The sequence below is a fragment of the Brevundimonas sp. MYb52 genome (assembly GCF_002979535.1).
In the GTDB taxonomy this organism is placed as follows: Bacteria; Pseudomonadota; Alphaproteobacteria; order Caulobacterales; family Caulobacteraceae; genus Brevundimonas.
Map to the genome: position 1 here is coordinate 318,462 of NZ_PCPB01000002.1, position 25,110 is coordinate 343,571.

A 25,110-nucleotide genomic window follows, 5' to 3' on the forward strand; every position below is an offset into this window, starting at 1 on the left:
ACGGCATGACGGCGGTCAGTGGGATCAGCCCACGGCGGCGGCGCCCCACAGGATGCGCAGTCGCGCGCTGCGGCCGCAACCGATGCGGTAGGCTTCGTACTGGGCCGGGTGTCGGCGGGCGAAGTCCTGATGTTCGGCAGCGGCGGGCCAGAAGCGCATGGCCGGATAGACCGGCGTGGTGAAACTCGAGCCCTTGGCGCCCAGCGCGGCCTGCGCCGCCGTGCGGGACGCCTGCGCCGTCGCCGTCTGGGCCTCGGTGGCATAGACCGCCGTGACGTAGGACGGCCCCTGATCGCAGACCTGTCCGGTCTGGTCAGTCGGGTCGATGGTGCGCCAGTAGCGGTCGACCAGGGTGCGATAGCTGACGACGGCCGGATCAAACGTCACCTGCACCGCCTCGCGATAGCCGGTCCCGCCGCGCACCACCTGCTCATAGGTCGGGTTGGGCCGCATGCCGCCGACAAAGCCGGACACCGCCGAGCGCACGCCGGGCAGGCCGTCAAAGGCCTTTTCCTCGGTCCAGAAGCAGCCGCCGGCGAAGATGGCGGTCTGATAGCCGGGGGGAGGCGGCTCCAGCGGTGCGGCGGGGGCTTCGGCAGGCGAACAGGCGGCGGTCAGGGCGACCGCGATCAGGGGCAGAATGCGCAACGACATGGGACGCTCCCTCTATGTCTGCATCATAGGCTCAACGTGGGAATGCGGATGCCGATACGCCATGGGAACATTCGCGTTCCGGTCGCTTGCAATGAGAACAAAGCAAGAATATAGAACATTTCAGGAACAACGGAGCTGGGGATAAGCTGATGTCGCGTTGGGTGAGGGATATGCTGTCGCTTGCGTCGTGCGGCGGCTTCGTCTGGATGATCTGGCAGGCGTCTTTCCTGGTGACGTGATCGCCGCATCGACTCCCTGCATGATCACAATCCCGCCGCGCCGCGGTTGGATATGAGAGGTCCCGGCGTCCGGGATCAGCGGAGTTTGTGTTGGCGGAAACCGTGAACAGCCAGGGATTTGTCCATCTGCGGGTCCGCAGCGCCTATTCCCTGCTGGAAGGGGCGATCAAGGCCGGCAAGATCGGCAAGATGGCCGCTGACGCTGGAATGCCGGCGGTTGGGGTCGCTGACCGCGCCAACCTGTTCGGCGCGCTGGAGTTTAGCCAGAACACCAAGGACGCGGGTGTTCAGCCCATCGTGGCCTGCGCCCTGCCGGTCGTGGGCATCGGCGGTCAGGTCGCCGAACGCTGGGCCAAGACTCCGACCGTGGTGCTGCTGGTCCAGAACGAGCAGGGCTGGCTCAACCTCTGCGCTCTGTCGTCCGCCGCCTATCTCGACGCGGGTGAGATGTCCGAGCCCGGCGTGCCCTGGTCGCAGGTTGTGGATAAGTCCGAGGGCCTGATCCTGCTCTCGGGCGGCCCCGACGGCCCCGTCGACCCCCTGTTCGTTCAGAACAAGCGCGCTGATGCGCTATCTTCTCTCGCTGAAATGAAACGCGTCTTCGGCGACCGTTTCTACGTGGAGTTGCAGCGTCACGGCCTGCCGCAGGAGCCGGTGGCCGAAGCGGGGCTGGTCGAATGGGCCTACGCCAACGACGTGCCCCTGGTCGCCACCAATGACGTCTATTACGCCAAGGCGGCGCAGGCGAAGTCCCACGACGCCCTTCTTTGCATCTCCGACGGCGCCTTCACCGGCCAGGAAGACCGACGCCGCATCACCGGCGAGCACTGGTTCAAGACCGCGGCCGCCATGCGCGAGCTCTTCTCGGACCTGCCCGAGGCCTGCGACAACACCATCGACATCGCCCGCCGCTGCGCCTTCCTGGTGCCGACGCGGGCGCCCATCCTGCCGCGTTTCGACACGGGCGCCGGCCGCTCCGAACCCGACGAACTGGCGCACCAGGCGCGCGAAGGGCTGAAGGCCCGCCTACAACAGGTCACGCCCGCCGCGCCCGAGGAGGAATACTGGACCCGCCTTGAATGGGAGGTGGGGATCATCCAGCAGATGGGCTTCCCCGGCTACTTCCTGATCGTGGCCGACTTCATCAAGTGGGCCAAGCTGCACGGCATCCCGGTGGGACCGGGGCGGGGGTCCGGCGCCGGTTCGCTGGTGGCCTGGTCGCTGACCATCACCGATCTGGACCCCTTGCGGTTCGGCCTGCTGTTCGAGCGATTCCTGAACCCCGAACGCGTCTCCATGCCCGACTTCGACATCGACTTCTGCCAAGAGCGGCGGGAAGAGGTGATCGACTATGTGCAGGACCACTACGGCAAGGACCGGGTGGCCCAGATCATCACCTTCGGCACCCTGCAGGCGCGGGCCGTGCTGCGCGACGTCGGGCGGGTGCTGCAGATGCCGCTGGGCCAGGTGGATCGGCTCTGCAAGATGGTGCCGAACAATCCGGCGAACCCGGTCACTCTGGCGCAGGCCATCGACCTGGAGCCGCGCCTGAAGGAGGCGCGCGACGCCGAGCCTGCGGTCAAGACCTTGCTGGAGACGGCGCTGGAGTTGGAGGGGCTGTACCGCAACGCCTCGACCCACGCGGCTGGCATCGTGATCGGCGACCGTCCGCTGACCGAGCTGGTGCCTCTGTATCAGGACCCGCGGTCGACCATCCCGGCCAGCCAGTTCAACATGAAGTGGGTCGAACCGGCGGGGCTGGTGAAGTTCGACTTCCTGGGTCTGAAGACCCTGACGGTGCTGGACCGCGCGCGAGAGTATCTGGAACGGCGCGGCGCGGCGGTGGAATGGAACCTGCTGCCGCTGGACGACGCGAAAACCTATGAGCTGATGGCTTCGGGCCAGACGGTCGGTGTGTTCCAACTGGAATCCCAGGGGATGCGCGACACCCTGCGCAAGATGCGCTGCGGGTCGATTGAAGAAATCACCGCCCTGATCTCTCTGTATCGGCCCGGCCCGATGGAGATGATCGACACCTATATCGACCGGAAATTCGGCCGGGCCGAGGTGGACTATCTGCACCCCTCGCTGACCGAGGTCCTGACCGAGACCTACGGCGTCATCATCTATCAGGAACAGGTGATGAAGATCGCCCAGGTCCTGGCGGGTTACAGCCTGGGTGAAGCCGACCTTCTGCGCCGGGCCATGGGCAAGAAGAAGAAGGAGGAGATGGATTTCCAGCGCCTCCGTTTCGTTAAGGGCGCGTCCGAGAGGTCGGTGCCGGAGGCCCAGTCGGGCTCCATCTTCGATCTGGTGGCCAAGTTCGCGGGCTACGGCTTCAACAAGTCGCACGCCGCCGCCTATGCGCTGATCTCATTCCAGACGGGCTGGCTGAAGGCCAATCATCCGGTCGAGTTCTTCGCCGCATCGATGAGTCTGGACCTGTCGAACACCGACAAGCTGGCGGTCTTCTATCAGGACTGCCGTCGCTTCGAGGTGCCGGTTCTGGCCCCCGACATCAACCGGTCCTCGGCCGACTTCGACGTGCTGTGGAAGGACGGGCAGGGCAGCGTCCTCTATGCTCTGGGCGCCATTCGCAACGTCGGCCTGGAGGCGATGAAGCACGTCGTCGAGGTGCGCGAGGCGGGCGGGCCGTTCGCTGACATCTTCGACTTCCTGGAAAGGGTCGATCCCAAGGCGGTCAACAAGCGGGCGCTGGAAGGCCTGGCCAAGGCCGGGGCGTTTGACAGCCTGAATCTCAACCGTCGCCAGTTGTTCGAGCAAGCAGACACCCTGATCGCCTATTGCCAGAGTGTGGCCGCCGAGCGCGCTTCGTCCCAGGTGAGCCTGTTCGGCGCGGATCAGGCCGGAGCCGCGCGGCCGCGCCTGCGTAGCGTCGAGCCCTGGGCCGGGCCGGACAAGCTGGATCAGGAACTCTCTGCGGTCGGCTTCTATCTGTCGGGCCACCCGCTGGAGGATTTGACACCGGCGTTGAAGCGCAAGCGCGTGACCTTCGTGGCCGAGGCTCAGGGTCTGGCCGAGGCCGGGCACGAAGCCTTCATGATGGCGGGCGTCGTGCGTCGCCGTCAGGAGCGGGCCAGCGCCAAGAGCGGTGAGAAGTTCGCCTTCGTCACCTTCTCGGATCCGACGGGCGAGTTCGAATGCCTGTTCCCGCCGGAACAACTGCGCCGCTGTCGCGATATTCTTGAGGTCGGGACCTCGGTCCTGGTCAAGGTGCGGGCCAAGTCGGCGGACGGCGAGGTGCGTTTCTTCGGCGACGACGCCAGCCAGATGGACACCTTGCTCGACGACACCCAGATCGGACTGCGCGTCGTGCTGTCGGCTCAGTCGGCGGACGCTGAGGCCCTGAAGGCGCGGCTGGATCGGGCGCGGGCCCAGGGGAAGGGCGGCGAAGTCTGGCTGCAGGCCACGCTGGGCGGGCGCACCGAGATCGAAATCAAGCTGCCGGGCCGTTATCGGCTGGACGCCGCCTTGCGCGGGGCGCTGAAATCGGCGCCCGGCGTGGTCATTCTGGAGGACGCCTGATGGGTGAGGATCAGATCATGCGGAACGCGCGTGGGACCTTTGATGTCGTCATCACCCCGGTCCAGCCAGGGGAGGGCGCGGCGCCGGACGCCCCGGGGCGAATGCTGCTGGCCAAGACCTTTCATGGCGATCTGACCGGAACCGGCGCAGGTGAAATGCTGGGCGTCATGGGCGCGGATCGATCGGGCGCCTATGTCGCTCTGGACCGTGTGCACGGCGTCATCGACGGACGCGAAGGTGCCTTCACTCTTGTGCATCGCGGCCTGATGGATCGTGGGGCGCAGGAACTGCTGATCACCATCGTGCCGGGATCGGGGGCGGAGGGGCTGGCCGGGATCGCCGGGGTGTTTCACCTGACCGTTGAAGACGGCGTTCATCGCTATGACCTGGAATACAGCCTGCCGACATCCTGACGGAGAGGACCGACCATGAGCGTGCACAAGGGTTCCTGCCACTGCGGCGCGGTGGCCTATGAGGTCGAGGTTGGGCTGGAGGGTCTGATCGAGTGCAATTGTTCGCACTGCTACCGTAAGGGCTTCGTCCTGGCTTTCGCGCCGCGCGCGGCGTTCCGGCTGACGGCAGGCGAGGAAGCGACGACCTCCTACTTCTTCAACCACCACAAGATCGACCATCGCTTCTGCAAGACCTGCGGCGTTCAGCCCTTCGGCTACGGCGTCGCGCCCGACGGGTCCGAGGTGGCGGCGATCAATGTGCGGACGCTGACCGATGTGGAGCCCTGGGCCTGGACGGCCAAACGGGTGGACGGGCGCAGCTTCTGATCAGTTCGGCGCAGGCCGGAACTGCTCACGGGGCGCGCCATCGACGGCGTACAGTTTCTCGATCGGGATTTTGACGAGAAGGCCGGTGCGCGGCAGGCGCAGATCATAGATAGCCCCCAAAAGTCCCGCCATCGGTTGACCGACGACGTGCGCCCCTTGTGCGTGCAGACCGATGGCCAGGCCTTCGCCCGTGCTGCCGGTCCATCGGCCGACCTGGACTTTGATCGGACCATGGTGGCGCTTGCCGGGGCGAGCCATGACCTGCTCGACCCAGCGGCGCTCGATCCCGGTTTCGCGCGCTTCGGCGGGCAGGGCGTGGATCTGGTAGGCGGCGGGGGCGTCGACGAACCAGCCCATGATCGCGCGGGCGACCACGGTGTTGCCGCCGCTCGGCGTTTCGGTCAGGTCGATGACGACAGCCTGGCCTTCGCGAGCCGTCGCCATGGCGGCGTCAAAGGCGGCGATAGTCGCCCGGTCGCCCAGGGCGTCATTGATCCGGATGACGAGAGCGCCGTCTTGAACGCGGCTTTCAACTCCGGGGCGATCACGCTGCATCGCGTAGAGGCTGGGCAGGTTCAGGCGTCGGGCAGAACCATCGGGGGCGGTGATCGTCAGGTCACGCTGGCGGTCCCGTCGCCCGGCGGCCAGAACGCGAGCGGCGTATCCGGCGCGGTCGCCCGTGGCGGACAGGCCGATCTCGCGCCAAAAGGCGGCGACAGCCTCGGTCGTCGTCAGGTCTCCCACTGCGGTCAACCTGTCGCCTGGTTGAACGCCGGCGGCCTGGGCCGGAGAATCCGCGCGCACGGCCGTGATGGCCCAGGCCTGTCCTTGAGGTTCGATCCACAGATCGGAATAGCTGGGCGTCACGGCCCAACTGTCAGAGAAGGAGGAGCCGGTAATGGCGTGATGGTCGGCCAGAGCGGTCAGGGCGTGCTCGGCATATCGCAGCAGGCCGGCTTGATCGTGGACCGCCTCGGCCTCGGCTTTCAGCACATCGGTATTGGGGAAGGCGCCGCCGGGCAGCCGTTCGGCATAGGCGTATTGTTCTTCGATCAGCGCAGGCAGGGCCAGGGCGTCCTGGCGATAGTCCTCGACGGTGGGCGCGCTTGTGGTTTGGGCGGTCGCCAAGGGGGCAAGCGTCAGGAGGGCCAGGGCGGCAAGGAGGAGGGCGTGGGAGATCCGCATGGCGTCATGAGGCCGAGGATCGAAACCGCGGACAAGTTAAATCCCGATCATCTTCACGCACTTGCCTTTTTCCGACGATGCGCCTAGAGAGCCCGCGCACTTCGCACGTGGGCGTGGCGCGGTCCGGGGAGACATCCCGGCCTGCACCGTTCCGAGGGACCGTCCGGTCCTTTTACTCGCTCACGCTAGGTTTGATCGGAAAAAGGACACCACGATCATGGCACTGCCAGATTTCTCGATGCGTACGCTGCTGGAAGCCGGCGCTCACTTCGGCCACCAGACGCACCGCTGGAACCCGAAGATGGACCGCTACATCTTCGGCTCGCGCTCGAACATCCACATCATCGACCTGTCGCAGACGATGCCGCTGTTCCACCAGGCTCTGGTGGCTGTGCGTGACGTCGCCGCAAAGGGCGGCCGCGTTCTGTTCGTCGGCACCAAGCGCCAGGCCGCTGGCCCGGTGGCTGAAGCCGCCACGCGCTGCGCCCAGTACTACATGAACAACCGCTGGCTCGGCGGCACGCTGACCAACTGGCGCACCGTCTCGGGCTCGATCGCTCGCCTGCGTGAGCTGGAAACCGTTCTGGCCAACGGCGGCGAAGGCCGCGTCAAGAAAGAGCTGCTGACCCTGCAGCGCGAGAAAGACAAGCTGGAACTGTCGCTGGGCGGCATCAAGGACATGGGTTCGATCCCGGACATCATGTTCGTGATCGACACCAACAAGGAAGCGATCGCGATCCAGGAAGCTCGCAAGCTGAACATCCCGATCATCGCCATCCTGGACACCAACTCGGACCCGGACGGCATCACCTACCCGGTGCCCGGCAACGACGACGCCGCCCGCGCCATCCAGACCTACTGCGACCTGATCGCTGACGCTGTCCTGGACGGCCTGGCCGCCGGCGCTTCGGCTTCGGGCATTGACCTGGGCGCTTCGGAAGCTCCGGTTGAGCCGATGCTGCGTGAAGCGGTTGCTGCTCCGGCTGAAGCCGAAGCTGCTCCGGCCGGTACGGAAGCCGTGGCTGAAGAACTGCTCGCGACGACTGAAGAAAAGGTCGAGGGCTAAGACGCCCTCGGGGCCCGGTCGATGATCGGGCCTACGCCAAACTGACATGCGGCCGGGCTATCCATGCCCGGCCGCTCATTTGAATTTTCAGGAGAAGAACATGGCCGAGATCACTGCCGCCCTCGTGAAGGAACTTCGCGAGCGTTCGGGCGTCGGCATGATGGACTGCAAGAAGGCGCTGGTCGAAAACGACGGCAACATCGAAGCAGCAATCGACTGGCTGCGCGCCAAGGGCCTGTCCAAGGCCGCCAAGAAGGCCGACCGCGTCGCCGCTGAAGGCCTGGTCGCCGTTGCGTCGAAGGAAGACGGCAAGGGCGAAGTCGCCGCCGCCATCGAATTCAACGCTGAAACCGACTTCGTCGCTCGTAACGACCTGTTCCAGAACGCCGCCAAGTCGTTCGCCCAACTGGGTCTGGACCATCACTCGGTCGAAGCCCTGCACGGCGCTGAACTGGAAGTCGGCAAGACGGTCCAGGACGAAGTGACCAACATGATCGCCACCATCGGCGAGAACATGCAACTGCGCCGCGCCGCCCGCCTGTCGGTGTCGGAAGGCGTCGTCTCGACCTACGTCCACAACGCGGTGTCGCCGGGCGTCGGCCGCATCGGCGTGCTGGTCGCCCTGGAAGGCGAGGGCGACAAGACCGCTCTGCGCGAACTGGGCCGCAAGATCGCCATGCATGTCGCTGCGACCGCTCCGCTGTCGCTGAACACCGACGACCTGGACCCGGCCGCCATCGAGAAGGAACGCGCTGTTCTGATCGAAAAGGCCAAGGAAGAAGGCCGCCCGGAAAACATGATCGAAAAGATCGTGGAAGGTCAGATCAACAAGTTCCAGAAGGACGTGGTGCTGTCCAAGCAGCCGTTCGTCATGGACCCTGACGTGACCATCGAGCAGCTGGTCGCCAACTCGGCCAAGGAACTGGGCTCCTCGAACCTGCACCTGGCCGGCTTCGTCCGTCTGGCGCTGGGTGAAGGCGTCGAGAAGGTTGAAGGCCCCGACTTCGCGGCCGAAGTCGCCTCGATGATGGGCGGCAACTAAGATCGAAGTTTCTTCCTGAAAGGGAAGAATTTTCAAAAGGGCGCGTTCGGCTTTGATGGCCGGCGCGCCCTTCGTCTATGATGAGCCGCCGATTCACTTCGCGCGGATGCGTAACCCCTGTATCCACGGACCCAGACCCATGCCCGACGCCCCTTCCGAATTCCGATACAAGCGCGTCCTGCTCAAGGTCTCGGGCGAGGTGCTGATGGGCGATCAGTCCTACGGCATCGACATGAAGACCGTTGATGTGGTGGCGGCGGCCGTGGCCCAGGTCGCTCGTGAAGGCGTCGAGATCTGCCTGGTCATCGGCGGCGGCAACATCTTCCGAGGCCTGTCCAAGGCCGCCGAGGGCATGGATCGCGCCAACGCCGACTACATGGGCATGCTGGCCACCATCATGAACGCCCTGGCCATGCAGGGCGCGCTTGAGAAGATCGGCGTCGATACGCGGGTCCAGAGCGCCATCCCCATGGCCGCCATCGCCGAACCCTACATCCGTCGTCGCGCCATGCGTCACCTGGAAAAGGGACGGGTCGTGATCTTCGCCGCCGGCGTGGGCGCCCCCTTCTTCACGACGGATTCGGGCGCCGCCCTGCGCGCCGCCGAAATGGGTTGTGACGCCTTGCTGAAGGGCACCAGCGTGGACGGCGTTTATACCGCCGACCCGAAGAAGGACCCTTCCGCCACCCGTTATGAGACGCTGAGCTATCAGGACGTCCTGGCCAAGGACCTGCGCGTCATGGACGCCTCGGCCATTGCGTTGATGCGTGATAGCGAAATTCCGATCGTGGTCTTCTCGATCCGCGAGGAGGGCTCGTTGCGCAAGACGCTGGCGGGCGAAGGCACCTTCACCGTCATCACCAACAAGAAAGCCGCTTAAGCGGCCCTCGACTCGAACGACAGACCAAGGAAACCACCATGGCCAAGCCTGACCTCAAGACCTATCGCGATCGCATGGAGAAATCCGTCGACTCGCTGAAGGAAGATTTCGCGGGTCTGCGCACCGGTCGGGCCAACTCGGGCCTGCTCGACCCGGTTCAGGTCGAAGCCTATGGCTCGAACTCGCCGCTGAACGCCGTGGCCGCCATCAGCGTGCCTGAGCCGCGCATGATCTCGGTCAGCGTCTGGGACAAGGGCATGGTGGGTCCGGTCGAGAAGGCCATTCGCGCCGCCGGCCTTGGCCTGAACCCGATCGTCGATGGTCAGACCCTGCGCATTCCCGTGCCGCCGCTGACCGAGGAACGCCGCAAGGACCTGGTCAAGCTGGCCGGCAAATACGCCGAACAGCAGAAGATCGCCGTGCGCAACGTGCGCCGCGACGCCAATGACGACCTGAAAAAGGCCGAAAAGGCGACTGAGATCAGCCAGGACGAGCAGAAGAAGATGGAGACCGAGGTCCAGAAGGACACCGACGCCGCCATCAAGAAGATCGACGAGGCCTTGAAGGCCAAGGAAGTCGAGATCATGCAGGTCTGACGCAGTTTCGCGTCGGGAGGGAATGCGGAAATGTCGGCCGAGACCGTCGCCACGGCGCCTGAGAGGGGGCCTCGCCACGTCGCCCTGATCATGGACGGCAACGGTCGCTGGGCCGAACGTCGGGGCCTGCCGCGCGTCGTGGGGCACCGCGAGGGCGTTCAGGCGCTTCGGCGCACGATCAAGGCGGCGCCGGAGTTTGGCGTTCGTTGCCTGACCGTGTTCGGTTTTTCGACCGAAAACTGGAGCCGTCCCGCGGACGAGGTGTCGGACCTGATGGGTCTGGTGCGAGCTTTCGTCGGCAGTGATCTGAAGCGGCTGGACGCGGCAGGGGTCAGGGTTCGGGTCCTGGGGCGACGCAAGGGCTTGCCGGCGGACATCGCCGCCATCGTCGACCGCGCCGAGGCGCAGACGGCGCATAATGACCGTTTCCTGTTGCAGGTGGCCTTCAACTACGGCGGACGCGCAGATCTGGTGGATGCGGCTCAACGATTGGTCGATCGCGTGCGTGCAGGGCAGTTGACGGGCGAGATCAGCGAGGACGACCTCGGCGCCGGTCTTTCGACGGCGGGCGCCCCGCCCGTGGATCTGATCGTGCGGACTTCGGGCGAACAGCGGCTTTCCAATTTCCTGCTGTGGGAGGCCGCCTACGCCGAACTGGTGTTTCAGGACATCCTGTGGCCTGACTACGGCGCTGAGGCGCTGGGTGAAGCGATCGCACTCTATGGCGACCGCGAGCGGCGGTATGGCGGGCGCGAGGCGCTGCCCGATACTGGTGCAGTGAAAGCGGCGACCAACTGATGGCTTTGAAAATCGGCGACATCGGCTTGAGAGCAGCCTCCGCCGTGGTTCTGGCCCCGGCCGCCGTGCTGGCGACCTGGGCCGGAGGCGGCTGGTTCTGCGCCCTGGTGGTGGCGGCATGCGGCCTGCTGGCCTTTGAATGGGCGCGGATGAGCGCGCCGCGCATCTGGCGCTCTGTCGGGGCGGCGGTTGCCCTGGCCCTGATCATCGCCGTGGTCGCGGCCCACATCGGGCAGATGTCGCTGGCGTTGATTCTGCTGGTCTTTGGCGCTCTGGCGGCCGGACTTTTCGCCCGCTCGCGGGGCGGCGAGGCGCTGGATGCGGCCTATGGCGTGCTCTATCTCGGCTGGCCGTGCGTCCTGTTGATCTGGTTGCGTGACCTGAACGATGCCCAGGGCCTGTATTGGACCGTGCTGGTCTTCGCCGTGGCCTGGGCGTCCGACATCCTGGCCTATCTGGTCGGCAGCGCCGTGGGCGGCCCAAAGCTGTGGCCGCGCTTTTCGCCCAACAAGACCTGGTCCGGCTTCATCGGCGGCCTGATCGCCGGGATGATCGCCGGCGCCGCCATGGCGGGCTGGCTGGAAATGGGCCGTTTGAACATCTTCTGGGGCGGTGTCCTCGGTCTGGCGGCGGCTCTGGCCACCATGGCCGGAGACCTGTGGGAATCGGCGTTGAAGCGCCGCTTCGGGGTCAAGGATGCGGGCAACATCATTCCTGGCCACGGCGGTCTGCTGGACCGGGTGGACGGTCTGATGTTTGCGGTCGTGGTCGTGGCTGCCGGGCGCGTGATCGTCCTGATGCTGGGGCAGGGCGCATGATCGCCCGCAAAGTCAGCGTGCTGGGTTCGACCGGCTCGGTGGGGACGTCGACGCTGGACCTGATGGATCAGGCCGAAACGGCCGGTTCGGGCGCGTTTCAGGTTGAGGTTCTGACCGGTGGGAACAATATCGCGCGTCTGGCTGAGCAGGCCCGGCGCTGGCGGCCCAAGTTGGCTGTCACGGCCGACCCCGCCCGCCTGTCGGAACTGCGTGATGCGCTGGCAGGAACCGGAATCGAAGCGGCTGCCGGGCCTGAAGCCATCGTCGAGGCCGCGACGCGGCCCGTGGACTGGGTCATGGCCTCCATCGTCGGCTCGGCCGGGCTGCGCTCCGCCTGGGCCGCCGCCGGAACGGGCGCGACCCTGGCCCTGGCCAACAAGGAAAGCCTGGTCTGCTGCGGTCCGGCTCTGATCGAGCGGGTCAAGCGCAGCGGCGGCAAGCTGATCCCCGTCGACTCTGAGCATTCCGCCATCTTCCAGGTCTTCCCCGCCCAGGCGCCGGAACAGGTGGCCAAGCTGGTGCTGACGGCCTCGGGCGGGCCTTTTCGCACCCTGCCACGCGAGGCCATGGGCCGGATTACGCCGGAACAGGCGGTGGCCCACCCCAACTGGAGCATGGGCGCCAAGATCTCGGTCGACAGCGCCACCATGGCCAACAAGGGCCTGGAACTGATCGAGGCCGCCTATCTGTTCGCCATGAGCGGCGACCGGATCGACGTCGTGGTCCACCCCGAATCAATCATCCACAGCCTTGTGGAATATGTGGATGGCTCGACCCTGGCCCAGATGGGGCCGCCGGACATGAAGACGCCGATCGCCTGCGCACTGGCCTGGCCTGACCGCATGGTCTGGCCCGCGCCCAAGCTGGACCTTGCAGCGCTGGGTCGTCTGACGTTTGAAGCTCCCGATATGGCGCGGTTCCCGGCGCTGAAGCTGGCGCGGGAGGCTCTGGCGGCCGGAGGCGTGGCGCCGATTGTCTTCAATGCGGCTAACGAGGTCGCGGCCCTGGCCTTCCTTGACCGCCGGCTGGGCTTTCTCAATATTGCCGCAGTCGTCGCCGACACCTTGGAACGTGCGACGAATGCGGGGATGGATTCCGGTTCTGACGACGCCTGTGACGCGGCCCTGGCCGTGGATGCGGCGGCCCGACGGATCGCGAACGACATCATCGCCTCGCTCGCGATTGCTGCCTGAGGGCGACAGGAGACATGACTGGGATGCTAGGAGTTCTTGGGCAGGCCCTGATCTATGTCGTGCCGTTCCTGCTGGTGCTGACCCTGGTCGTCACCGTCCATGAACTGGGCCACTTTCTGACCGCGCGCGCCTTTGGCGTGAAGATGGAGCGTTTCTCCATCGGCTTCGGCCGCGCCATCTTCCAGCGCACCGACAAGCATGGCGTCGAATGGCGCCTAGGCTGGCTGCCGCTGGGCGGCTACGTCAAGTTCGCTGGTGATCTGGATGCGACCGGCGTGCCGGACAAGGTCGGACTGGATGCGCTGAAGAAAGAAGTGGTCGCCGCCCACGGCCCCGGCGCCGAGCGTGACTATCTCTATTTCAAACCTTTGTGGCAGCGCGCGCTGGTCGTGGCGGGCGGTCCGTTCGCCAACTTCGTCCTGGCCATCTTCATCTTCACCCTGCTGTTCAGCCTGGTGGGCGTCGAGCAGCGCCCCGCCAGGGTCTTGCAAGTTCAGCCTGAATCGCCAGCGGCCGCCGCGGGGTTCCTGCCTGGCGACCTGATCACCCGCGTCAACGGCAAGCTGATTTCTGACGGCGGCGAGGTCACGCGCGTCGTGGCCCTGAGCAGCGGCGATCCGGTGCAGTTCACGGTCGAGCGTGCGGGTGCTGATGTCCAGTTGACCGCAACGCCAGAGCGCCGGGTTGAGAATGATCCCATCGCCGGGCGGGTTTCGATCGGACGCATCGGTCTGGGTCTGGGCTCCAGTCGCGATGAGGTGCGCCATGTCCGTTATGGGCCGGTCGCCGCCGTGGGGCAGGGGTTCAAGGAAACCGGCGCCATTCTGAACACCACCTTCACCTATATCGGCCGCATCTTCACGGGTCGCGAATCGGGCGATCAGTTCAGTGGTCCCCTGGGCATCGCCAAGGCCTCGGGCGCTCTGACCAACGCCGCCGTGGCCGCCAATCCCGATCCGCTGGCCATGGCAGGCAATCTTCTGCTGACGCTGACTAGCTTCGCCGCCATACTTTCGGTCGGAATCGGTTTTCTTAATCTGCTGCCCGTTCCGGTTCTGGATGGGGGGCATCTGATGTTTTACGCCTATGAAGCGGTGGCGCGGCGGCCGGTGGCGGCGCGGGTTCAAGAGGCCGGCTATCGCGTCGGTCTTGCTTTGCTGGCCAGTTTAATGTTGTTCGCGACCTGGAACGACCTGCAGAAACTCAATCTCTTCAAATTCCTCGGCGGGCTCGTCTCGTGAGCCGACGCCAGCCCCCGATGGTTCCCCGAATGATTCAGAACGACAGTCGCCTCATGATCCGAACCCGTGGCCGTATTCTTGGTCCCAGCGCATTGGCGTTGGCCGTCGCCGCCGGCCTGGCCGGCCCGGCCCTGGCGCAGACGGCGCCTGCCGCATCGGCGGCCGCTCCGCAGGAGCCGCAGGTGGTCGTGACGGCTCCTGCCGAAGATCGGGCTGTCGTGAATCGGATCATGGTGCGCGGCAATCAGCGCATCGATCAGACCACGGTCCTGTCCTATCTGCCGATCCAGCCGGGCGACACCATCGACGCGGCGACGATCGACGTTGCGGTTCGTACCCTGTCACGGACGGGCCTGTTCGCGAACGTGCAACTGGGTCTTCAGCCCAATGGCGACCTGATCGTCGAGATCGCGGAAAATCCGATCATCAATCAGGTGACGTTCGAGGGTAACAAGGCGCTCGCTCAGAAGAAGCTGCAGGACGAAGTCACGATCAAGCCGCGCGGCATCTACACTCGCGCCCGCGTTCAGGAAGACGTCGGCAAGATCGTTGAACTGTACCGCCTGTCCGGCCGCATCTCGGCCACTGTGACGCCCAAGCTGGTGCAGTTGGACCAGAACCGCGTCGATGTGGTCTTCGAGATCGACGAAGGGCCGGAGACGGGCGTCGCCGCCATCACCTTCCTGGGCAATACGGCCTTCTCGGACAGCGACCTGCGCGATGTGATGGTCACCAAGGAATCCAGCTGGTGGCGGTTGTTCAGCTCGAACGACAACTACGACCCGAACCGTCTGGACTACGACCGCGAGCAACTGCGGAAATTCTATACGAACCGCGGCTATTACGATTTCCGCATCCTGTCGTCGGTGGCTGAACTGAAGCCGGACAATAGCGCCTTCGGCATGACGCTGACCCTGGACGAAGGCGACCGCTACAACTTCGGCGAGGTCAAGGTCGTCACCGAGAGCGATCGTCTGAACGCTGACTTCCTGACGCGCCTGCTGCCCATCCGTTCGGGGGATCTCTATGAGAGCGACCGGATCGAGAATGCGGTCGACACCCTGACGTTTGCGGCCGGGTCGGCCGGTTACGCCTTCGTCGAGATCAACCCGACCTATAAGGCCAACCCTGACACAGATACGATCGACGTCACCTTCAACGTGAAGGAGGGTCAGCGTGTCTATGTCGACCGGATCAACGTGGTCGGGAACACGCGGACCCTGGACACGGTGATCCGGCGCGAGCTGATGGTGGGCGAGGGCGACGCGTTCAATCGGTCGTTGGTCGAGCGCTCGCGCAACAACCTGCGGGGCCTGGGCTTCTTCAAGGACGTCAAGATCGAGGAAACGCGTGGCAGCGCGCCCGATCGGTCGGTCGTCAATGTCATGGTCGAAGAGCAACCCACCGGCGAACTGTCCGTGGGCGCGGGCTTCAGCTCGGTCGACTCCTTCGTGCTGAACCTGGGCATCACCGAGCGGAACTTCCGTGGTCGGGGCCAGAACGTGGTGGCGCGCGCCGAATGGGGCTCGCTGCGTCAACAGATCGACTTCCGTTTCACCGAGCCGAAATTCCTGGGGCGTGACCTGCGCGCCGGCTTTGACCTGTTCCATACGCGCTACGACCTGAGCGAGTATTCGTCTTACGACTATCGCTCGACCGGCGGCGGCCTGCGGCTCAGCTATCCGCTGAACGGCTACTCCTCCTTCAGCGTGCGCTACTTCCTGAAGTCCGATGAGGTCATCATCCCTTCGGGCTATTGCAATGGCACCGGCTCGTCGGCGCTCTGCGATCAAGCAGGTTCGTTCCTGAACTCGTCGGCGGGCTATACGCTGATGGTCAATCGGACGAATGATCCGGTTCGCCCGACGCGTGGCTGGTCGGCCTCCTTGCGTCAGGACTTCGCCGGCATCGGCGGCGACGTGAACTACCTGAAGACCGAGGCCGACGCCTCTTGGTACTATGGCATCACGCCGAAATGGGTGGTCAGCCTGCAGGGATCGACGGGCTATGTGTCGGGCTGGAACGGCGATCCGATCCGGATCAACGACCGCTTCTTCAAGGGCGGCAACACCTTCCGCGGCTTTGAAACCGCCGGCATGGGCGCGCGAGATCTGACCACGACCGACGCCCTCGGCGGCAACTTCTACGCCATCGGCACGGTTGAACTGACGGTGCCGAACTATCTGCCCGACGAGTACGGCATCAAGACCTCGCTGTTCGCCGATGTCGGCACCCTGGGCATGCTGGATGACCGCTATATGGTGAACTCCACCACGGGCGTGCCCGATCCGAACATCGTCGATAACCTGGCGCTTCGCGCCGCTGCGGGCCTTAGCATCCACTGGCGCTCGCCAATGGGACCGATCCGTTTCGACCTGTCCAAGGTTCTGTCCAAGGAAGACTACGACAAGACCGAGACTTTCCGCTTCTCCACTTCGACCCAGTTCTAACTGCAGCCTTCCTGTCTGCTCAAAGGTTCAAGATGAAACTGTTTGCCATTGGCGCTTTCGCCATCGCTTCGCTCGCCGCTTCGTCGGCTCTGGCCCAAGCCCAAGGCCCGGCCAACCCTGGCCCGGTGATCCCCGGCGTCTGCGTCTATTTCAACCAGCAGGCTCTGGCCCAATCGACCGTTGGTCAGGCTGTGCAGACGCGCATGGAACAACTGGCCCAGGAAGTTCAGGGCGAGATCGCCCCTTACGCCACTCAACTGCAGACCGAGTATCAGGCCCTGCAGGCCGGCGCCTCGACCATCCCGGCTGAGCAGATGAACCAGCGCCGCCAGGCCCTGCAACAGCGCGCTCAGGAAGCCCAACAACTGGAGCAGACCCGCGACGGCGAGCTGCGCTACACTCTGGCCGAGCAACGCCGGAAGATTTCGGAAGCCATCGAGCCGATCCTGGTCGCCGTCTATCAGGAAAAGGGCTGCGGCATCCTGGTCGACCGTGAGAGCGTCTTCATCATGAATCCGGCCATGGACGTCACGCCGCTGGTCATCCAGCGCCTGAACACGGCCCTGCCGACGCTTAGCTTCAACCGCATGCCGGTTCCGGCTCAGCCGCAGTCGTAAGGCGGGCCATGCCCGATCCGAGGTTCTTTCAGACCCTGTCGCCCCTGACGGTCGCCGCCCTTGCCGAACATATCGGCGGGGAGGTGGTCCGGGGCGGCGAGATCGTCATCTCGGCCGTTGCGCCCCTGTCCAGTGCGGACCGGGGCGCGATTGCGTTTATGGGCGATCGCAAATTCGCCGCCGCCTTGGCGGAAACCCAGGCGGGGTGCGTGATCGTGCCGGCTTCGGCCGTCGATCTGGCGCCGGCCGGCGTCGCCGTCATCGTCTCGGGCGAGGCCCAGGCCTCGTGGGCGCGGGCTTCGGCCCTGCTGCATCGCCCCGTCCGGTTGGAGCGCGCCATCACGGTCGCAGAGGCCGCCGAGGATGACACGGTCGTCGTCGAGCCGGGCGCCATCCTGGGCGAGGGTGTCCGTATCGGTCGCGGCAGCCGCATTGGCGCCAACACCGTGATCGGGCCAGGTGTCCAGATCGGTCGCGATTGCCTGATCAGCTCGAATGTCACTGTCGGTTTCGCTCTGTTGGGCGACCGGGTGAAGCTGTTGGCCGGGGCGCGGATCGGCGAAGCGGGCTTCGGCGCCGCCGGGTCGAAAACCGGTCCAGTCGATATTCCACAACTGGGCCGCGTCATCCTGCAGGACGGCGTCACGATCGGCGCCAATTCTTGCATCGATCGGGGCGCCTATGACGACACGGTCATTGGTGAGAACACCAAGATCGATAACCTGGTCATGATCGGCCACAACTGCGTCATCGGTCGAAACAACCTGATGGCGGCTCACACCGGCATCTCGGGCTCGGTCACCAGCGGCGACAACTGCATCTTCGGCGGCCGGGCGGGCGTGGGCGACCACATCACCATCGGCGAGGGCGCGCGTGTCGCGGCCGGCGGCGGCGTTCTGGCCAATATCCCGCCGGGCGAAATCTGGTCCGGCTATCCCGCCAAACCGCTTCGCCAATTCTTGCGCGAGACGGTGTGGCTGTCCAAACAGGCGTCCCAGAAGAAGGGCGCGAAGGAATCGAAAGAATGAGCGAAGACAACAAGATCGATTACGCCGAGGTGATGCGTCGCCTGCCGCACCGCTATCCCTTCCTGCTGGTCGACAAGGCCGAGGACTTCGTGGCGGCGACCTCCATCGTGGGCATCAAGAACGTCACCCACAATGAGCCCTTCTTCCCCGGTCACTTCCCGATCGACCCGGTCATGCCGGGCGTCCTGATCGTCGAAGCCATGGCCCAGACGGGCGCCCTGCTGATGTCCAAATCCCTGGACGTGGCGGTGGCCGATAAGGTCATCATGTTCATGTCGATCGACGGCGTGCGCTTCCGCAAACCGGCCCGCCCGGGCGACCAACTGCGCATGGAGGTCAAGGTGATCCGCGCGCGCGGCGACGCCTACAAGTTCCGAGGCGAGACCTTCATCGACGGCAAGCTGGCCGCCGAGGCCGAGTTCATGGCCATGGTCGTGACCGTGGCGGAGCCTGCCCAGTGACCATCCACCCGACCGCCGTGATCGACGCCTCGGCCCAGATCGCCGAGGACGTGGTGATCGGCCCCTGGTGCATCGTCGGTCCGGGCGTGATCCTGGCCGAGGGCGTGAAGCTGGTCAGCCATGTGGTGGTCCAGCAGGACACCAGCGTTGGCGCGCGGACGGTCATCCATCCCTTCGCCGTCATCGGCGGCGACCCGCAGCACAATGGCTACAAGGGCGAGCCGGTGCGGCTGGAGATCGGCTCGGACAACGTCATCCGTGAACATGCCAGCTTCAATCGGGGCACGCCGCAGGGCACGGGCGTGACGCGCGTTGGATCGAACGGTCTGTTCATGACCGGCGCCCACGTGGGTCACGACTGCGTGGTCGGCGACAATGTCGTCATGGCCAACAACGCGACCCTGGGCGGTCACGCTCAGATCGGCGACAAGGTCTTCCTGGGCGGCCTGTGCGCCGTGCACCAGAACGGCCGCGTGGGGCAGGGCGCCATCGTCGGCGGTCTGGCCGCCGTGACGCGCGACGTCATCCCCTACGGCTCGGCCTGGGGCAACCACGCCAGCCTGCACGGCCTCAACCTGATCGGATTGAAGCGTAAAGGCTACGGCAAGGACGCCGTGCGTCGCCTGCTGGCTGCCTTCCGCGACCTGTTCGAGGGCGAAGGCGTCTTCGCCGAGCGTCTGGACCAGGTTGAGGCGACCTATGCCGACCTGCCCGAGATCATGGAGATCGTCGCCTTCATCCGCGACGGCGCCAAGCGACCACTCTGCCTGCCGGGCAAGGAATGAAGGCGGCGCCCAAGCTGGGCCTGATCGCCGGGGGCGGCGATCTGCCGGCCCGGATCGCGGCGCGGTGCGAGGCTGAGGGCCGGGCGGTCTTCATCATCCGTCTGGCGGGCTTCGCCGACGAACATCTGGTCCGCTGGCCCGGCGCCGAGTTCGGCATGGCCGAGATCGGCCGTATCCTGAAGACGATGAAGGCCGAAGGCTGCGAGGCCGTCTGTCTGGCCGGCTATGTGAACCGGCCCGACTTCAAGAACCTGAAGCCCGACTTCAAGGGTGCGACCCTGCTGCCCGGCATCGTGGCGGCGGCGACCAAGGGCGATGACGCCCTGCTGCGCAAGATCCTGTCGGTGTTCGAGGCTGAAGGCTACGCGGTCGAGGGCGCGGACGATATTCTGGGCGGCGAAGCGCTGGCGCCCGGCGCGCTGGGCGCGGTGTCGCCGACGGCGGTGCAACTGGCGGACCTGAAGAAGGCGCTGCATGTTGCTGAAAAATCAGGCGAACTAGATATTGGCCAGGGCGCGGTTGTTTGCGACGGACTGGTTTTGGCGGTCGAGGCGCAGGAAGGCACGGACGAGATGCTGCGCCGCGTGGCGGGGCTGCCCGCCGACCTGCATGGCGCGCCGGGCGCGCTGAAGGGCGCGCTGGGCAAGGCGCCCAAGCCGATCCAGGACCTGCGCGTGGACATGCCGGTGATCGGCCCAACGACCGTTGAACTGGCGGCCGCTGCGGGTCTGGCGGGTATCGGCGGCTTCGCCGGGCGGTTGATCATCATCGACCATGAGGCACTGGTAGCCGCGGCGAACCGTCTGGGCCTGTTTGTCTGGGGCGTTGAACGATGAGCCGTCCCCTGAAGATCATGCTGGTCGCCGCCGAGGCGTCCGGCGACGCCTTGGGCGCCGGTCTGGCGCAAGCCTTGAAGGCGCGTTTGGGACCGGACGTCACCTTCGTCGGCGTCGGAGGGCCCAAGATGGCGGCCGAGGGCGTGGTCAGCCCCTTCGACATCGCCGAACTGTCCATCCTGGGCTGGATCGAGGGGCTGAAGGCCTATGGCCTGGTCAAGCGTCGGGTGGCCGACACGGTCGCGCTGGCCAAAGCCGAGCGGCCGGACGCCGTCGTTCTGATCGACAGTTGGGGCTTCACCATCCGTGTGGCCAAGGCCCTGCGCGAGGTCCTGCCGGGCGTGCCCTTGATCAAGTATGTGGGGCCGCAGGTCTGGGCCTCGCGTCCGGGCCGGGCCAAGACCCTGGCCGCCAGCGTCGATCACCTGCTGTCTCTCTACAGTTTCGACGCGCCCTGGTTCGAGCGCGAGGGTCTGCCGACGACGGTTGTGGGGTCACAGGCCCTGCACGTCGATATGGCCAGCGCTGATGGCGCTCGGTTCCGTGCCGCGCGCGGCATCGCCGCCGAAGCGCCCCTGCTGCTGGTCCTGCCGGGCAGTCGGCCCAGCGAGATCACCCGCATGACGCCCGTTTTCGAGGCGACGGTGAAGCGTCTCAAGGCGGCGAACCCGTCGCTGGAGGTCGCCGTGGTCGCCGCCGGCACGGTCGCCGCCGATGTCGCCGGCCGCGTCGCCGCCTGGCCCTTCCGCGCTCATCTGGTGCAGGAGGCGGACAAGTATGATGCGATGAAGGCGGCCAATGTGGCCCTGGCCACCAGCGGCACCGTCTCGACCGAGCTGGCCCTGGCCGGCGCGCCCATGGTCATCGCCTACAAGATCGACGGGCTGTCATACCTACTGATGAAGAACCTGGTGACCGCCAAGCACATCACCCTGTTCAACATCGCCGCCGACGACCGGATCGCCCCCGAGTTCATTCAGAACGACGCCACGCCCGAGAAGCTGTCCGAAGTCGTCGGTCATCTCCTTGCTGACCCGCAGGCCGCCGCCGAACAGGCCGCGCGCCAAACGGCGGCCCTGGACCTGATGGGCCGTGGCGGTCCCGATCCTTCGGAACTGGCGGCGGATGCGGTGCTGCGGGTGATTGCGGCGACGAAGGGCTGAAGGTGCAATCAGCAATGTCGGCGTGTCTCTGCTGAAAGCGCGTCCGCTTTCGACCCGTTGCGGACACTAGCTTGACCAGCCATACTGTTGGCGGATGAAAGAGCTCTCGACTCCTTCGCTCGCAGCAGCGCCAAACGCGGTTGAGGTTCTCAGGGTTTGGGCAGCCGAGGGTTCTCCACAGCAGTTCACATTGCAGCCGACATGGGATGATCCTGCAGCCTGGGGGCTCTTGCTCGCGGACTTGGCTCGTCACGCAGCTAGAGCCTATGCGGCTAACGGGCGGTCTGAGACCGAGGCGTTTGAGCGGGTCTTAGCAGGGCTTCGTGCAGAGCTGGATAACCCCACCGAACGGTAAGCTGAACCCGCATTTCCTGATATCCGCTCCCCACCCGTTGCGGGTATTTCGTTATCCGCATTCCCGACGTGTGCTTTGCGTAGATCGTCACACCGTCCGGTCACCTTCGGCGGGTTTCAGGTCCGAAACCGTTTGCTCGGTTCGACCATTCGGATGGTGATAGCTGGGACGTCCTGTCACCGCGCTGGGCTGACAGAACTGTTCACCGCGCAGACCTGCCTGCAGCATCAGAAGGCTCTGCCATCACACTCCTGATCCAGTCGGTGTAACGACTGATGCGAACATTGCAGGTCAACTGTCCATAGAGCCCCGGGTTGGTAGTCTTGACGTCGCCGAAGATGAACCCCCAAGAAGCCAGCCCCGCTAACTTCCACTCGCCGCCCTCTTCAATTAATGCCGGTCCGCCGCTGTCGCCGCTGCCCGTCTTGCCTTCAAGGGGCAGGGCCTTGGCAGGGTCATCGAAGACGTAACAAATCCACCGATCATCGGCGCTGGTTATGGTGTTGAAAGCACGACGCAGCGCTGTCCGGTTCGGACCTTGCGGGCTGTGGCCGGATAATCCCGTTCCCGTCGCACCCTTCCCGATAATTTTGACGACGCTGCCAACCTCGCCATCGCCATCGTAGATAGGAACTGGCTCAACGTCGGTTACGGCGTGCGTCAACTTGATCAGCGCAATATCGTTAGACGACGCAATGGAAAAGACCGCAAGGATCCAATCGCCCGTGGAAAGGGCCTGATCAATCATCCCCTGCGGCGGCTGTTTCGCTCCAGAGTGGATGAAGACCTTTTGTACTTCTCTCGGCACACCGCCGATCTCAATGTCTTTCAGGGTAGCGTTTCGAGGGACTGCGTGAGCTGCTGTAATCACCCATCGCGGGGCAATCAGCACGCCGTGACCTTCGGACGGCATGTCCGCGAGCGCCGGAAAATCGGACGCAGGTATCCGATACCTGCGGTCGTCGACATCATGCCTGATGACGATGGCCTCTGCGGAGGAGGCGACAACAAGAAGCGTGAAGCCTAGTAGAAGGGATCGCATCATACCGAGATTTCTATCGGCCATGGTAACAGACCAGCGACGAGGCGGACCAGTGCCGTTCTCACGGTTAAGCTAGACGCTGTCGTTCCGGCTGCAAGTTACACTTCCGCAATCCACCTTTAAGCGAACTTCGGCTCGCGCCCCATAGCCGACCAAACTCTCCATCAGCTACTGATCGCTCCACAGCCCTAGTCGGTTTCGTCGGGCGTATTCCTCATCGGGGGCGTATTCGCTTTGGGGCGTGGTCCATCCCAACCCGATCGCACCATGAACCGGTTGAGGTTGAGATCCGGCGCGGACGGGACCGCTGGTATGGCCAACCAGCACCGCCCGACCCTCACGCCCGCTGCATTCACTTCGAGGTGGTCGCAAAACACGAACTCGCCTCCGATTGCAGCGCGCAATTGCTGGGCTGACTGTTCACCACACCGTGTCGGAGCGCCCTGTAGCTCACAGGTTTGACCGATATCCGGACCCATGATTCCCGCGAGCCGAATGCGTTCTCCCCTGAGCTCTATGGTGTCCGCGCTGATCGCCGTGGCACGACCCGAAATCTCAGCAACTGGCGGCTGAGGGCGTGATGCCTCAACCTGCAAAACAGTCATGAGAGCTATGAGTGCCGACGATATCATGCCTGACGCATCCCACGTTTAACGTCTGCTTCCCACCCTGAGGCGACATCCAAGACGGCCGCCTAGCGTGTCATCCAGGGCTTGTTGGAGCCGGACTTCACCGTGACCGACTGGTCGCGCTTCAGGCCGCCCTTTTGCGGCGGACCGGAGCGGGCTTTCAGCGCGGCTTGTTTCAGGCGCAGCGCCTTCTGGGCCGGGGTCTCGGCGGCGGGCGTGTCGTCGTTTTGGTCGCTCATGTCGAACACCTAGCACAGCGGGGCCGTTTCAGCGGCCTTCTTCTGCGAACAAAAAACGCCGGAGCTTTCGCCCCGGCGTTTTTCATTCTTGGTGGGCTGCGGTCAAAAGGCTTCGCCTTTTCGACCCGACGCAGCCCGAGACACGGCTTTAGCCGCGCTGTTCGATCGGCACGTAGTCGCGTTGCGTCGGGCCGGTGTAGAGCTGACGCGGGCGACCGATCTTCTGCGAGGGGTCGGCCATCATTTCCTGCCACTGCGAGATCCAGCCCACGGTGCGGGCCAGGGCGAACAGGACGGTGAACATGGTGGTCGGGAAGCCCATCGCCGACAGGGTGATGCCCGAGTAGAAGTCGACGTTCGGGAACAGCTTGCGCGAGGTGAAGTACTCGTCCGACAGGGCGACGCGCTCCAGTTCCTTGGCGACCTGGAACAGCGGATCGTTCTCGCGGCCCGTGGCGGCCAGCACTTCGTAGGCCGACTGCTGCATGACCTTGGCGCGCGGATCGTAGTTCTTGTACACGCGATGGCCGAAGCCCATCAGCTTGTATTTCTTGTCCTTAACGCCCTGAATGAACTCAGGAATGCGGTCCGGCGTGCCGATTTCCTTGAGCATGTTCAGCGCTTCTTCGTTGGCGCCGCCGTGCGACGGGCCCCACAGGCAGGCGATGCCGGCGGCGATACAGGCGAACGGGTTGGCGCCCGACGAACCGGCCAGACGGACGGTCGAGGTCGAGGCGTTCTGTTCGTGGTCGGCGTGCAGGGTGAAGATGCGGTCCATGGCGCGAACCAGGGCCGGATCGACCACATAGTCCTCCGCCGGAACGGCGAAGCACATGCGCAGGAAGTTCTCGGCGTACGACAGGTCGTTGCGCGGCGAGATGAAGGGCTGGCCGATGTGGTACTTGTAGGCGCGGGCCGCGATGGTCGGCATCTTGGCGATCAGGCGGATGGCCGAGATGTCGCGCTGTACCGGATCGTGGATGTCCAGGCTGTCGTGATAGAAGGCCGACAGGGCGCCGACGGTGCCGACCATGATCGACATGGGGTGGGCGTCGCGGCGGAAACCTTCGAAGAAGCGATCAAACTGCGCATGCAACATGGTGTGCATGGTGATGCTGTTTTCGAACTTCTCGTATTGGGCGGCGGTCGGCAGTTCGCCGTGCAGCAGCAGGTGGCAGACTTCGATGAAGTTGGACTTCGACGCCAGCTGGTCGATGGGATAGCCGCGGTGCAGCAGGATGCCTTCGTCGCCGTCGATGAAGGTCAGGGCGCTTTCGCAGGCCGCCGTCGAGGTGAAGCCGGGGTCGAAGGTGAAGGCGCCGGTCGCGCCGTACAGCTTGCGGATGTCGATGACGTCCGGTCCGGTGGAGCCCGCGAGGACAGGAAGTTCGACGTTCTTGTCGCCGTAGGTGAAGGTCGCCGTGCCGGCGGGTTTCGCTTGTTCAGTCATCTAGGCCCCTTATTTTTC

24 protein-coding genes are annotated in these 25,110 nt (G+C 65.0%); 19 read left to right on the top strand and 5 right to left on the bottom strand.

Annotated features, from left to right (window positions below):
- Nucleotides 1–24: 24 nt before the first annotated feature.
- Nucleotides 25–654 carry a peptide-methionine (S)-S-oxide reductase MsrA gene (gene msrA, locus CQ039_RS04970; protein ID WP_105563418.1) on the bottom strand — a complete coding sequence of 210 codons (630 nt, stop codon included), beginning with the start codon at nt 652–654 and terminating at the stop codon, nt 25–27.
- Nucleotides 655–995: 341 nt separating this feature from the next.
- On the opposite strand from msrA, the gene dnaE reads away from it, so the two are divergent.
- From dnaE to CQ039_RS04985, 3 genes are read left to right on the top strand one after another with little or no spacing between them, the layout of a single operon-like run.
- The gene (gene dnaE / locus CQ039_RS04975; protein ID WP_369831542.1) at nt 996–4,439 is read left to right on the top strand and encodes a DNA polymerase III subunit alpha; all 3,444 of its coding nucleotides are present in this window, start codon (nt 996–998) and stop codon (nt 4,437–4,439) included.
- A gap of 17 nt (nt 4,440–4,456) precedes the next feature.
- Entirely contained in the window at nt 4,457–4,852 is a 396-nt protein-coding gene (locus CQ039_RS04980; protein ID WP_105563477.1) for a DUF3224 domain-containing protein, read from the top strand.
- A gap of 15 nt (nt 4,853–4,867) precedes the next feature.
- Nucleotides 4,868–5,218, top strand: coding sequence for a GFA family protein (locus CQ039_RS04985; RefSeq protein ID WP_105563416.1), 351 nt, complete (start codon nt 4,868–4,870; stop codon nt 5,216–5,218).
- Here CQ039_RS04985 and CQ039_RS04990 read toward each other — a convergent pair whose 3' ends face one another.
- Nucleotides 5,219–6,403, bottom strand: a complete 1,185-nt coding sequence (locus CQ039_RS04990; protein WP_105563415.1) for a S41 family peptidase — start codon at nt 6,401–6,403, stop codon at nt 5,219–5,221.
- 217 nt (nt 6,404–6,620) lie between these two features.
- Here CQ039_RS04990 and rpsB point away from each other — a divergent pair, with 217 nt between their 5' ends.
- The 16 genes from rpsB to CQ039_RS16965 all read left to right on the top strand — a co-directional run bounded on the left by rpsB (nt 6,621) and on the right by CQ039_RS16965 (nt 21,732).
- Entirely contained in the window at nt 6,621–7,469 is an 849-nt protein-coding gene (gene rpsB, locus CQ039_RS04995) for a 30S ribosomal protein S2 (protein ID WP_105563414.1), read from the top strand.
- A gap of 100 nt (nt 7,470–7,569) precedes the next feature.
- On the top strand, nt 7,570–8,511 hold the full coding sequence (gene tsf, locus CQ039_RS05000) for a translation elongation factor Ts (protein WP_105563413.1): 942 nt from the start codon (nt 7,570–7,572) through the stop codon (nt 8,509–8,511).
- Nucleotides 8,512–8,650: 139 nt separating this feature from the next.
- The gene (pyrH, locus tag CQ039_RS05005) at nt 8,651–9,391 is read left to right on the top strand and encodes a UMP kinase (protein ID WP_105563476.1); all 741 of its coding nucleotides are present in this window, start codon (nt 8,651–8,653) and stop codon (nt 9,389–9,391) included.
- Between the two features lie 38 nt (nt 9,392–9,429).
- Entirely contained in the window at nt 9,430–9,987 is a 558-nt protein-coding gene (gene frr / locus CQ039_RS05010) for a ribosome recycling factor (protein WP_105563412.1), read from the top strand.
- A 30-nt stretch (nt 9,988–10,017) separates the two neighbouring features.
- A complete protein-coding gene (gene uppS / locus CQ039_RS05015) occupies nt 10,018–10,785 on the top strand; it encodes a polyprenyl diphosphate synthase (RefSeq protein ID WP_105563411.1) in 768 nt (255 codons plus the stop codon).
- Nucleotides 10,785–11,603 carry a phosphatidate cytidylyltransferase gene (locus CQ039_RS05020; protein WP_105563410.1) on the top strand — a complete coding sequence of 273 codons (819 nt, stop codon included), beginning with the start codon at nt 10,785–10,787 and terminating at the stop codon, nt 11,601–11,603. The genes uppS and CQ039_RS05020 overlap by 1 nt, the downstream gene beginning before the upstream one ends.
- Nucleotides 11,600–12,796, top strand: coding sequence for a 1-deoxy-D-xylulose-5-phosphate reductoisomerase (dxr, locus tag CQ039_RS05025; protein ID WP_105563409.1), 1,197 nt, complete (start codon nt 11,600–11,602; stop codon nt 12,794–12,796). The genes CQ039_RS05020 and dxr overlap by 4 nt, the downstream gene beginning before the upstream one ends.
- Before the next feature lie 23 nt (nt 12,797–12,819).
- The gene (locus CQ039_RS05030; protein ID WP_105563408.1) at nt 12,820–14,037 is read left to right on the top strand and encodes an RIP metalloprotease; all 1,218 of its coding nucleotides are present in this window, start codon (nt 12,820–12,822) and stop codon (nt 14,035–14,037) included.
- A 53-nt stretch (nt 14,038–14,090) separates the two neighbouring features.
- The gene (bamA, locus tag CQ039_RS05035; RefSeq protein WP_233190212.1) at nt 14,091–16,487 is read left to right on the top strand and encodes an outer membrane protein assembly factor BamA; all 2,397 of its coding nucleotides are present in this window, start codon (nt 14,091–14,093) and stop codon (nt 16,485–16,487) included.
- A 32-nt stretch (nt 16,488–16,519) separates the two neighbouring features.
- A complete protein-coding gene (locus tag CQ039_RS05040) occupies nt 16,520–17,104 on the top strand; it encodes an OmpH family outer membrane protein (RefSeq protein WP_105563406.1) in 585 nt (194 codons plus the stop codon).
- An 8-nt stretch (nt 17,105–17,112) separates the two neighbouring features.
- Nucleotides 17,113–18,132, top strand: coding sequence for a UDP-3-O-(3-hydroxymyristoyl)glucosamine N-acyltransferase (lpxD, locus tag CQ039_RS05045; protein WP_105563405.1), 1,020 nt, complete (start codon nt 17,113–17,115; stop codon nt 18,130–18,132).
- Nucleotides 18,129–18,593, top strand: a complete 465-nt coding sequence (gene fabZ, locus CQ039_RS05050; protein ID WP_025977361.1) for a 3-hydroxyacyl-ACP dehydratase FabZ — start codon at nt 18,129–18,131, stop codon at nt 18,591–18,593. The genes lpxD and fabZ overlap by 4 nt, the downstream gene beginning before the upstream one ends.
- The gene (gene lpxA, locus CQ039_RS05055) at nt 18,590–19,378 is read left to right on the top strand and encodes an acyl-ACP--UDP-N-acetylglucosamine O-acyltransferase (RefSeq protein ID WP_105563404.1); all 789 of its coding nucleotides are present in this window, start codon (nt 18,590–18,592) and stop codon (nt 19,376–19,378) included. The genes fabZ and lpxA overlap by 4 nt, the downstream gene beginning before the upstream one ends.
- Nucleotides 19,375–20,214 carry an LpxI family protein gene (locus tag CQ039_RS05060; protein WP_105563403.1) on the top strand — a complete coding sequence of 280 codons (840 nt, stop codon included), beginning with the start codon at nt 19,375–19,377 and terminating at the stop codon, nt 20,212–20,214. Before lpxA ends, CQ039_RS05060 begins: the two co-directional genes overlap by 4 nt.
- The gene (gene lpxB / locus CQ039_RS05065; protein WP_105563402.1) at nt 20,211–21,377 is read left to right on the top strand and encodes a lipid-A-disaccharide synthase; all 1,167 of its coding nucleotides are present in this window, start codon (nt 20,211–20,213) and stop codon (nt 21,375–21,377) included. The genes CQ039_RS05060 and lpxB overlap by 4 nt, the downstream gene beginning before the upstream one ends.
- Before the next feature lie 94 nt (nt 21,378–21,471).
- On the top strand, nt 21,472–21,732 hold the full coding sequence (locus CQ039_RS16965) for a DUF5076 domain-containing protein (RefSeq protein WP_105563401.1): 261 nt from the start codon (nt 21,472–21,474) through the stop codon (nt 21,730–21,732).
- A gap of 202 nt (nt 21,733–21,934) precedes the next feature.
- On the opposite strand, the gene CQ039_RS05075 is transcribed toward CQ039_RS16965, so the two are convergent.
- The 3 genes from CQ039_RS05075 to gltA form a co-directional block, all read right to left on the bottom strand.
- A complete protein-coding gene (locus CQ039_RS05075; protein WP_105563400.1) occupies nt 21,935–22,777 on the bottom strand; it encodes a trypsin-like serine protease in 843 nt (280 codons plus the stop codon).
- Nucleotides 22,778–23,468: 691 nt separating this feature from the next.
- Nucleotides 23,469–23,642, bottom strand: coding sequence for a hypothetical protein (locus tag CQ039_RS16695; RefSeq protein ID WP_199183556.1), 174 nt, complete (start codon nt 23,640–23,642; stop codon nt 23,469–23,471).
- 148 nt (nt 23,643–23,790) lie between these two features.
- On the bottom strand, nt 23,791–25,092 hold the full coding sequence (gltA, locus tag CQ039_RS05085; RefSeq protein WP_105563398.1) for a citrate synthase: 1,302 nt from the start codon (nt 25,090–25,092) through the stop codon (nt 23,791–23,793).
- Nucleotides 25,093–25,110 lie beyond the last annotated feature (18 nt).

Excerpts from the sequence above, each read along its gene's own strand:
- CQ039_RS04985 (WP_105563416.1), top strand. The coding sequence starts at position 4,868 with ATGAGCGTGCACAAGGGTTCCTGCCACTGCGGCGCGGTGGCCTATGAG.
- pyrH (WP_105563476.1), top strand. The coding sequence starts at position 8,651 with ATGCCCGACGCCCCTTCCGAATTCCGATACAAGCGCGTCCTGCTCAAG.
- CQ039_RS04990 (WP_105563415.1), bottom strand. The coding sequence starts at position 6,403 with ATGCGGATCTCCCACGCCCTCCTCCTTGCCGCCCTGGCCCTCCTGACG.
- CQ039_RS04980 (WP_105563477.1), top strand. The coding sequence starts at position 4,457 with ATGCGGAACGCGCGTGGGACCTTTGATGTCGTCATCACCCCGGTCCAG.
- lpxD (WP_105563405.1), top strand. The coding sequence starts at position 17,113 with ATGCCCGATCCGAGGTTCTTTCAGACCCTGTCGCCCCTGACGGTCGCC.
- dxr (WP_105563409.1), top strand. The coding sequence starts at position 11,600 with ATGATCGCCCGCAAAGTCAGCGTGCTGGGTTCGACCGGCTCGGTGGGG.
- CQ039_RS05020 (WP_105563410.1), top strand. The coding sequence starts at position 10,785 with ATGGCTTTGAAAATCGGCGACATCGGCTTGAGAGCAGCCTCCGCCGTG.
- fabZ (WP_025977361.1), top strand. The coding sequence starts at position 18,129 with ATGAGCGAAGACAACAAGATCGATTACGCCGAGGTGATGCGTCGCCTG.
- rpsB (WP_105563414.1), top strand. The coding sequence starts at position 6,621 with ATGGCACTGCCAGATTTCTCGATGCGTACGCTGCTGGAAGCCGGCGCT.
- msrA (WP_105563418.1), bottom strand. The coding sequence starts at position 654 with ATGTCGTTGCGCATTCTGCCCCTGATCGCGGTCGCCCTGACCGCCGCC.
- CQ039_RS16965 (WP_105563401.1), top strand. The coding sequence starts at position 21,472 with ATGAAAGAGCTCTCGACTCCTTCGCTCGCAGCAGCGCCAAACGCGGTT.
- CQ039_RS16695 (WP_199183556.1), bottom strand. The coding sequence starts at position 23,642 with ATGAGCGACCAAAACGACGACACGCCCGCCGCCGAGACCCCGGCCCAG.
- uppS (WP_105563411.1), top strand. The coding sequence starts at position 10,018 with ATGTCGGCCGAGACCGTCGCCACGGCGCCTGAGAGGGGGCCTCGCCAC.
- bamA (WP_233190212.1), top strand. The coding sequence starts at position 14,091 with ATGATCCGAACCCGTGGCCGTATTCTTGGTCCCAGCGCATTGGCGTTG.
- lpxB (WP_105563402.1), top strand. The coding sequence starts at position 20,211 with ATGAGCCGTCCCCTGAAGATCATGCTGGTCGCCGCCGAGGCGTCCGGC.
- CQ039_RS05030 (WP_105563408.1), top strand. The coding sequence starts at position 12,820 with ATGCTAGGAGTTCTTGGGCAGGCCCTGATCTATGTCGTGCCGTTCCTG.
- CQ039_RS05060 (WP_105563403.1), top strand. The coding sequence starts at position 19,375 with ATGAAGGCGGCGCCCAAGCTGGGCCTGATCGCCGGGGGCGGCGATCTG.
- tsf (WP_105563413.1), top strand. The coding sequence starts at position 7,570 with ATGGCCGAGATCACTGCCGCCCTCGTGAAGGAACTTCGCGAGCGTTCG.
- frr (WP_105563412.1), top strand. The coding sequence starts at position 9,430 with ATGGCCAAGCCTGACCTCAAGACCTATCGCGATCGCATGGAGAAATCC.
- CQ039_RS05040 (WP_105563406.1), top strand. The coding sequence starts at position 16,520 with ATGAAACTGTTTGCCATTGGCGCTTTCGCCATCGCTTCGCTCGCCGCT.
- CQ039_RS05075 (WP_105563400.1), bottom strand. The coding sequence starts at position 22,777 with ATGATGCGATCCCTTCTACTAGGCTTCACGCTTCTTGTTGTCGCCTCC.
- gltA (WP_105563398.1), bottom strand. The coding sequence starts at position 25,092 with ATGACTGAACAAGCGAAACCCGCCGGCACGGCGACCTTCACCTACGGC.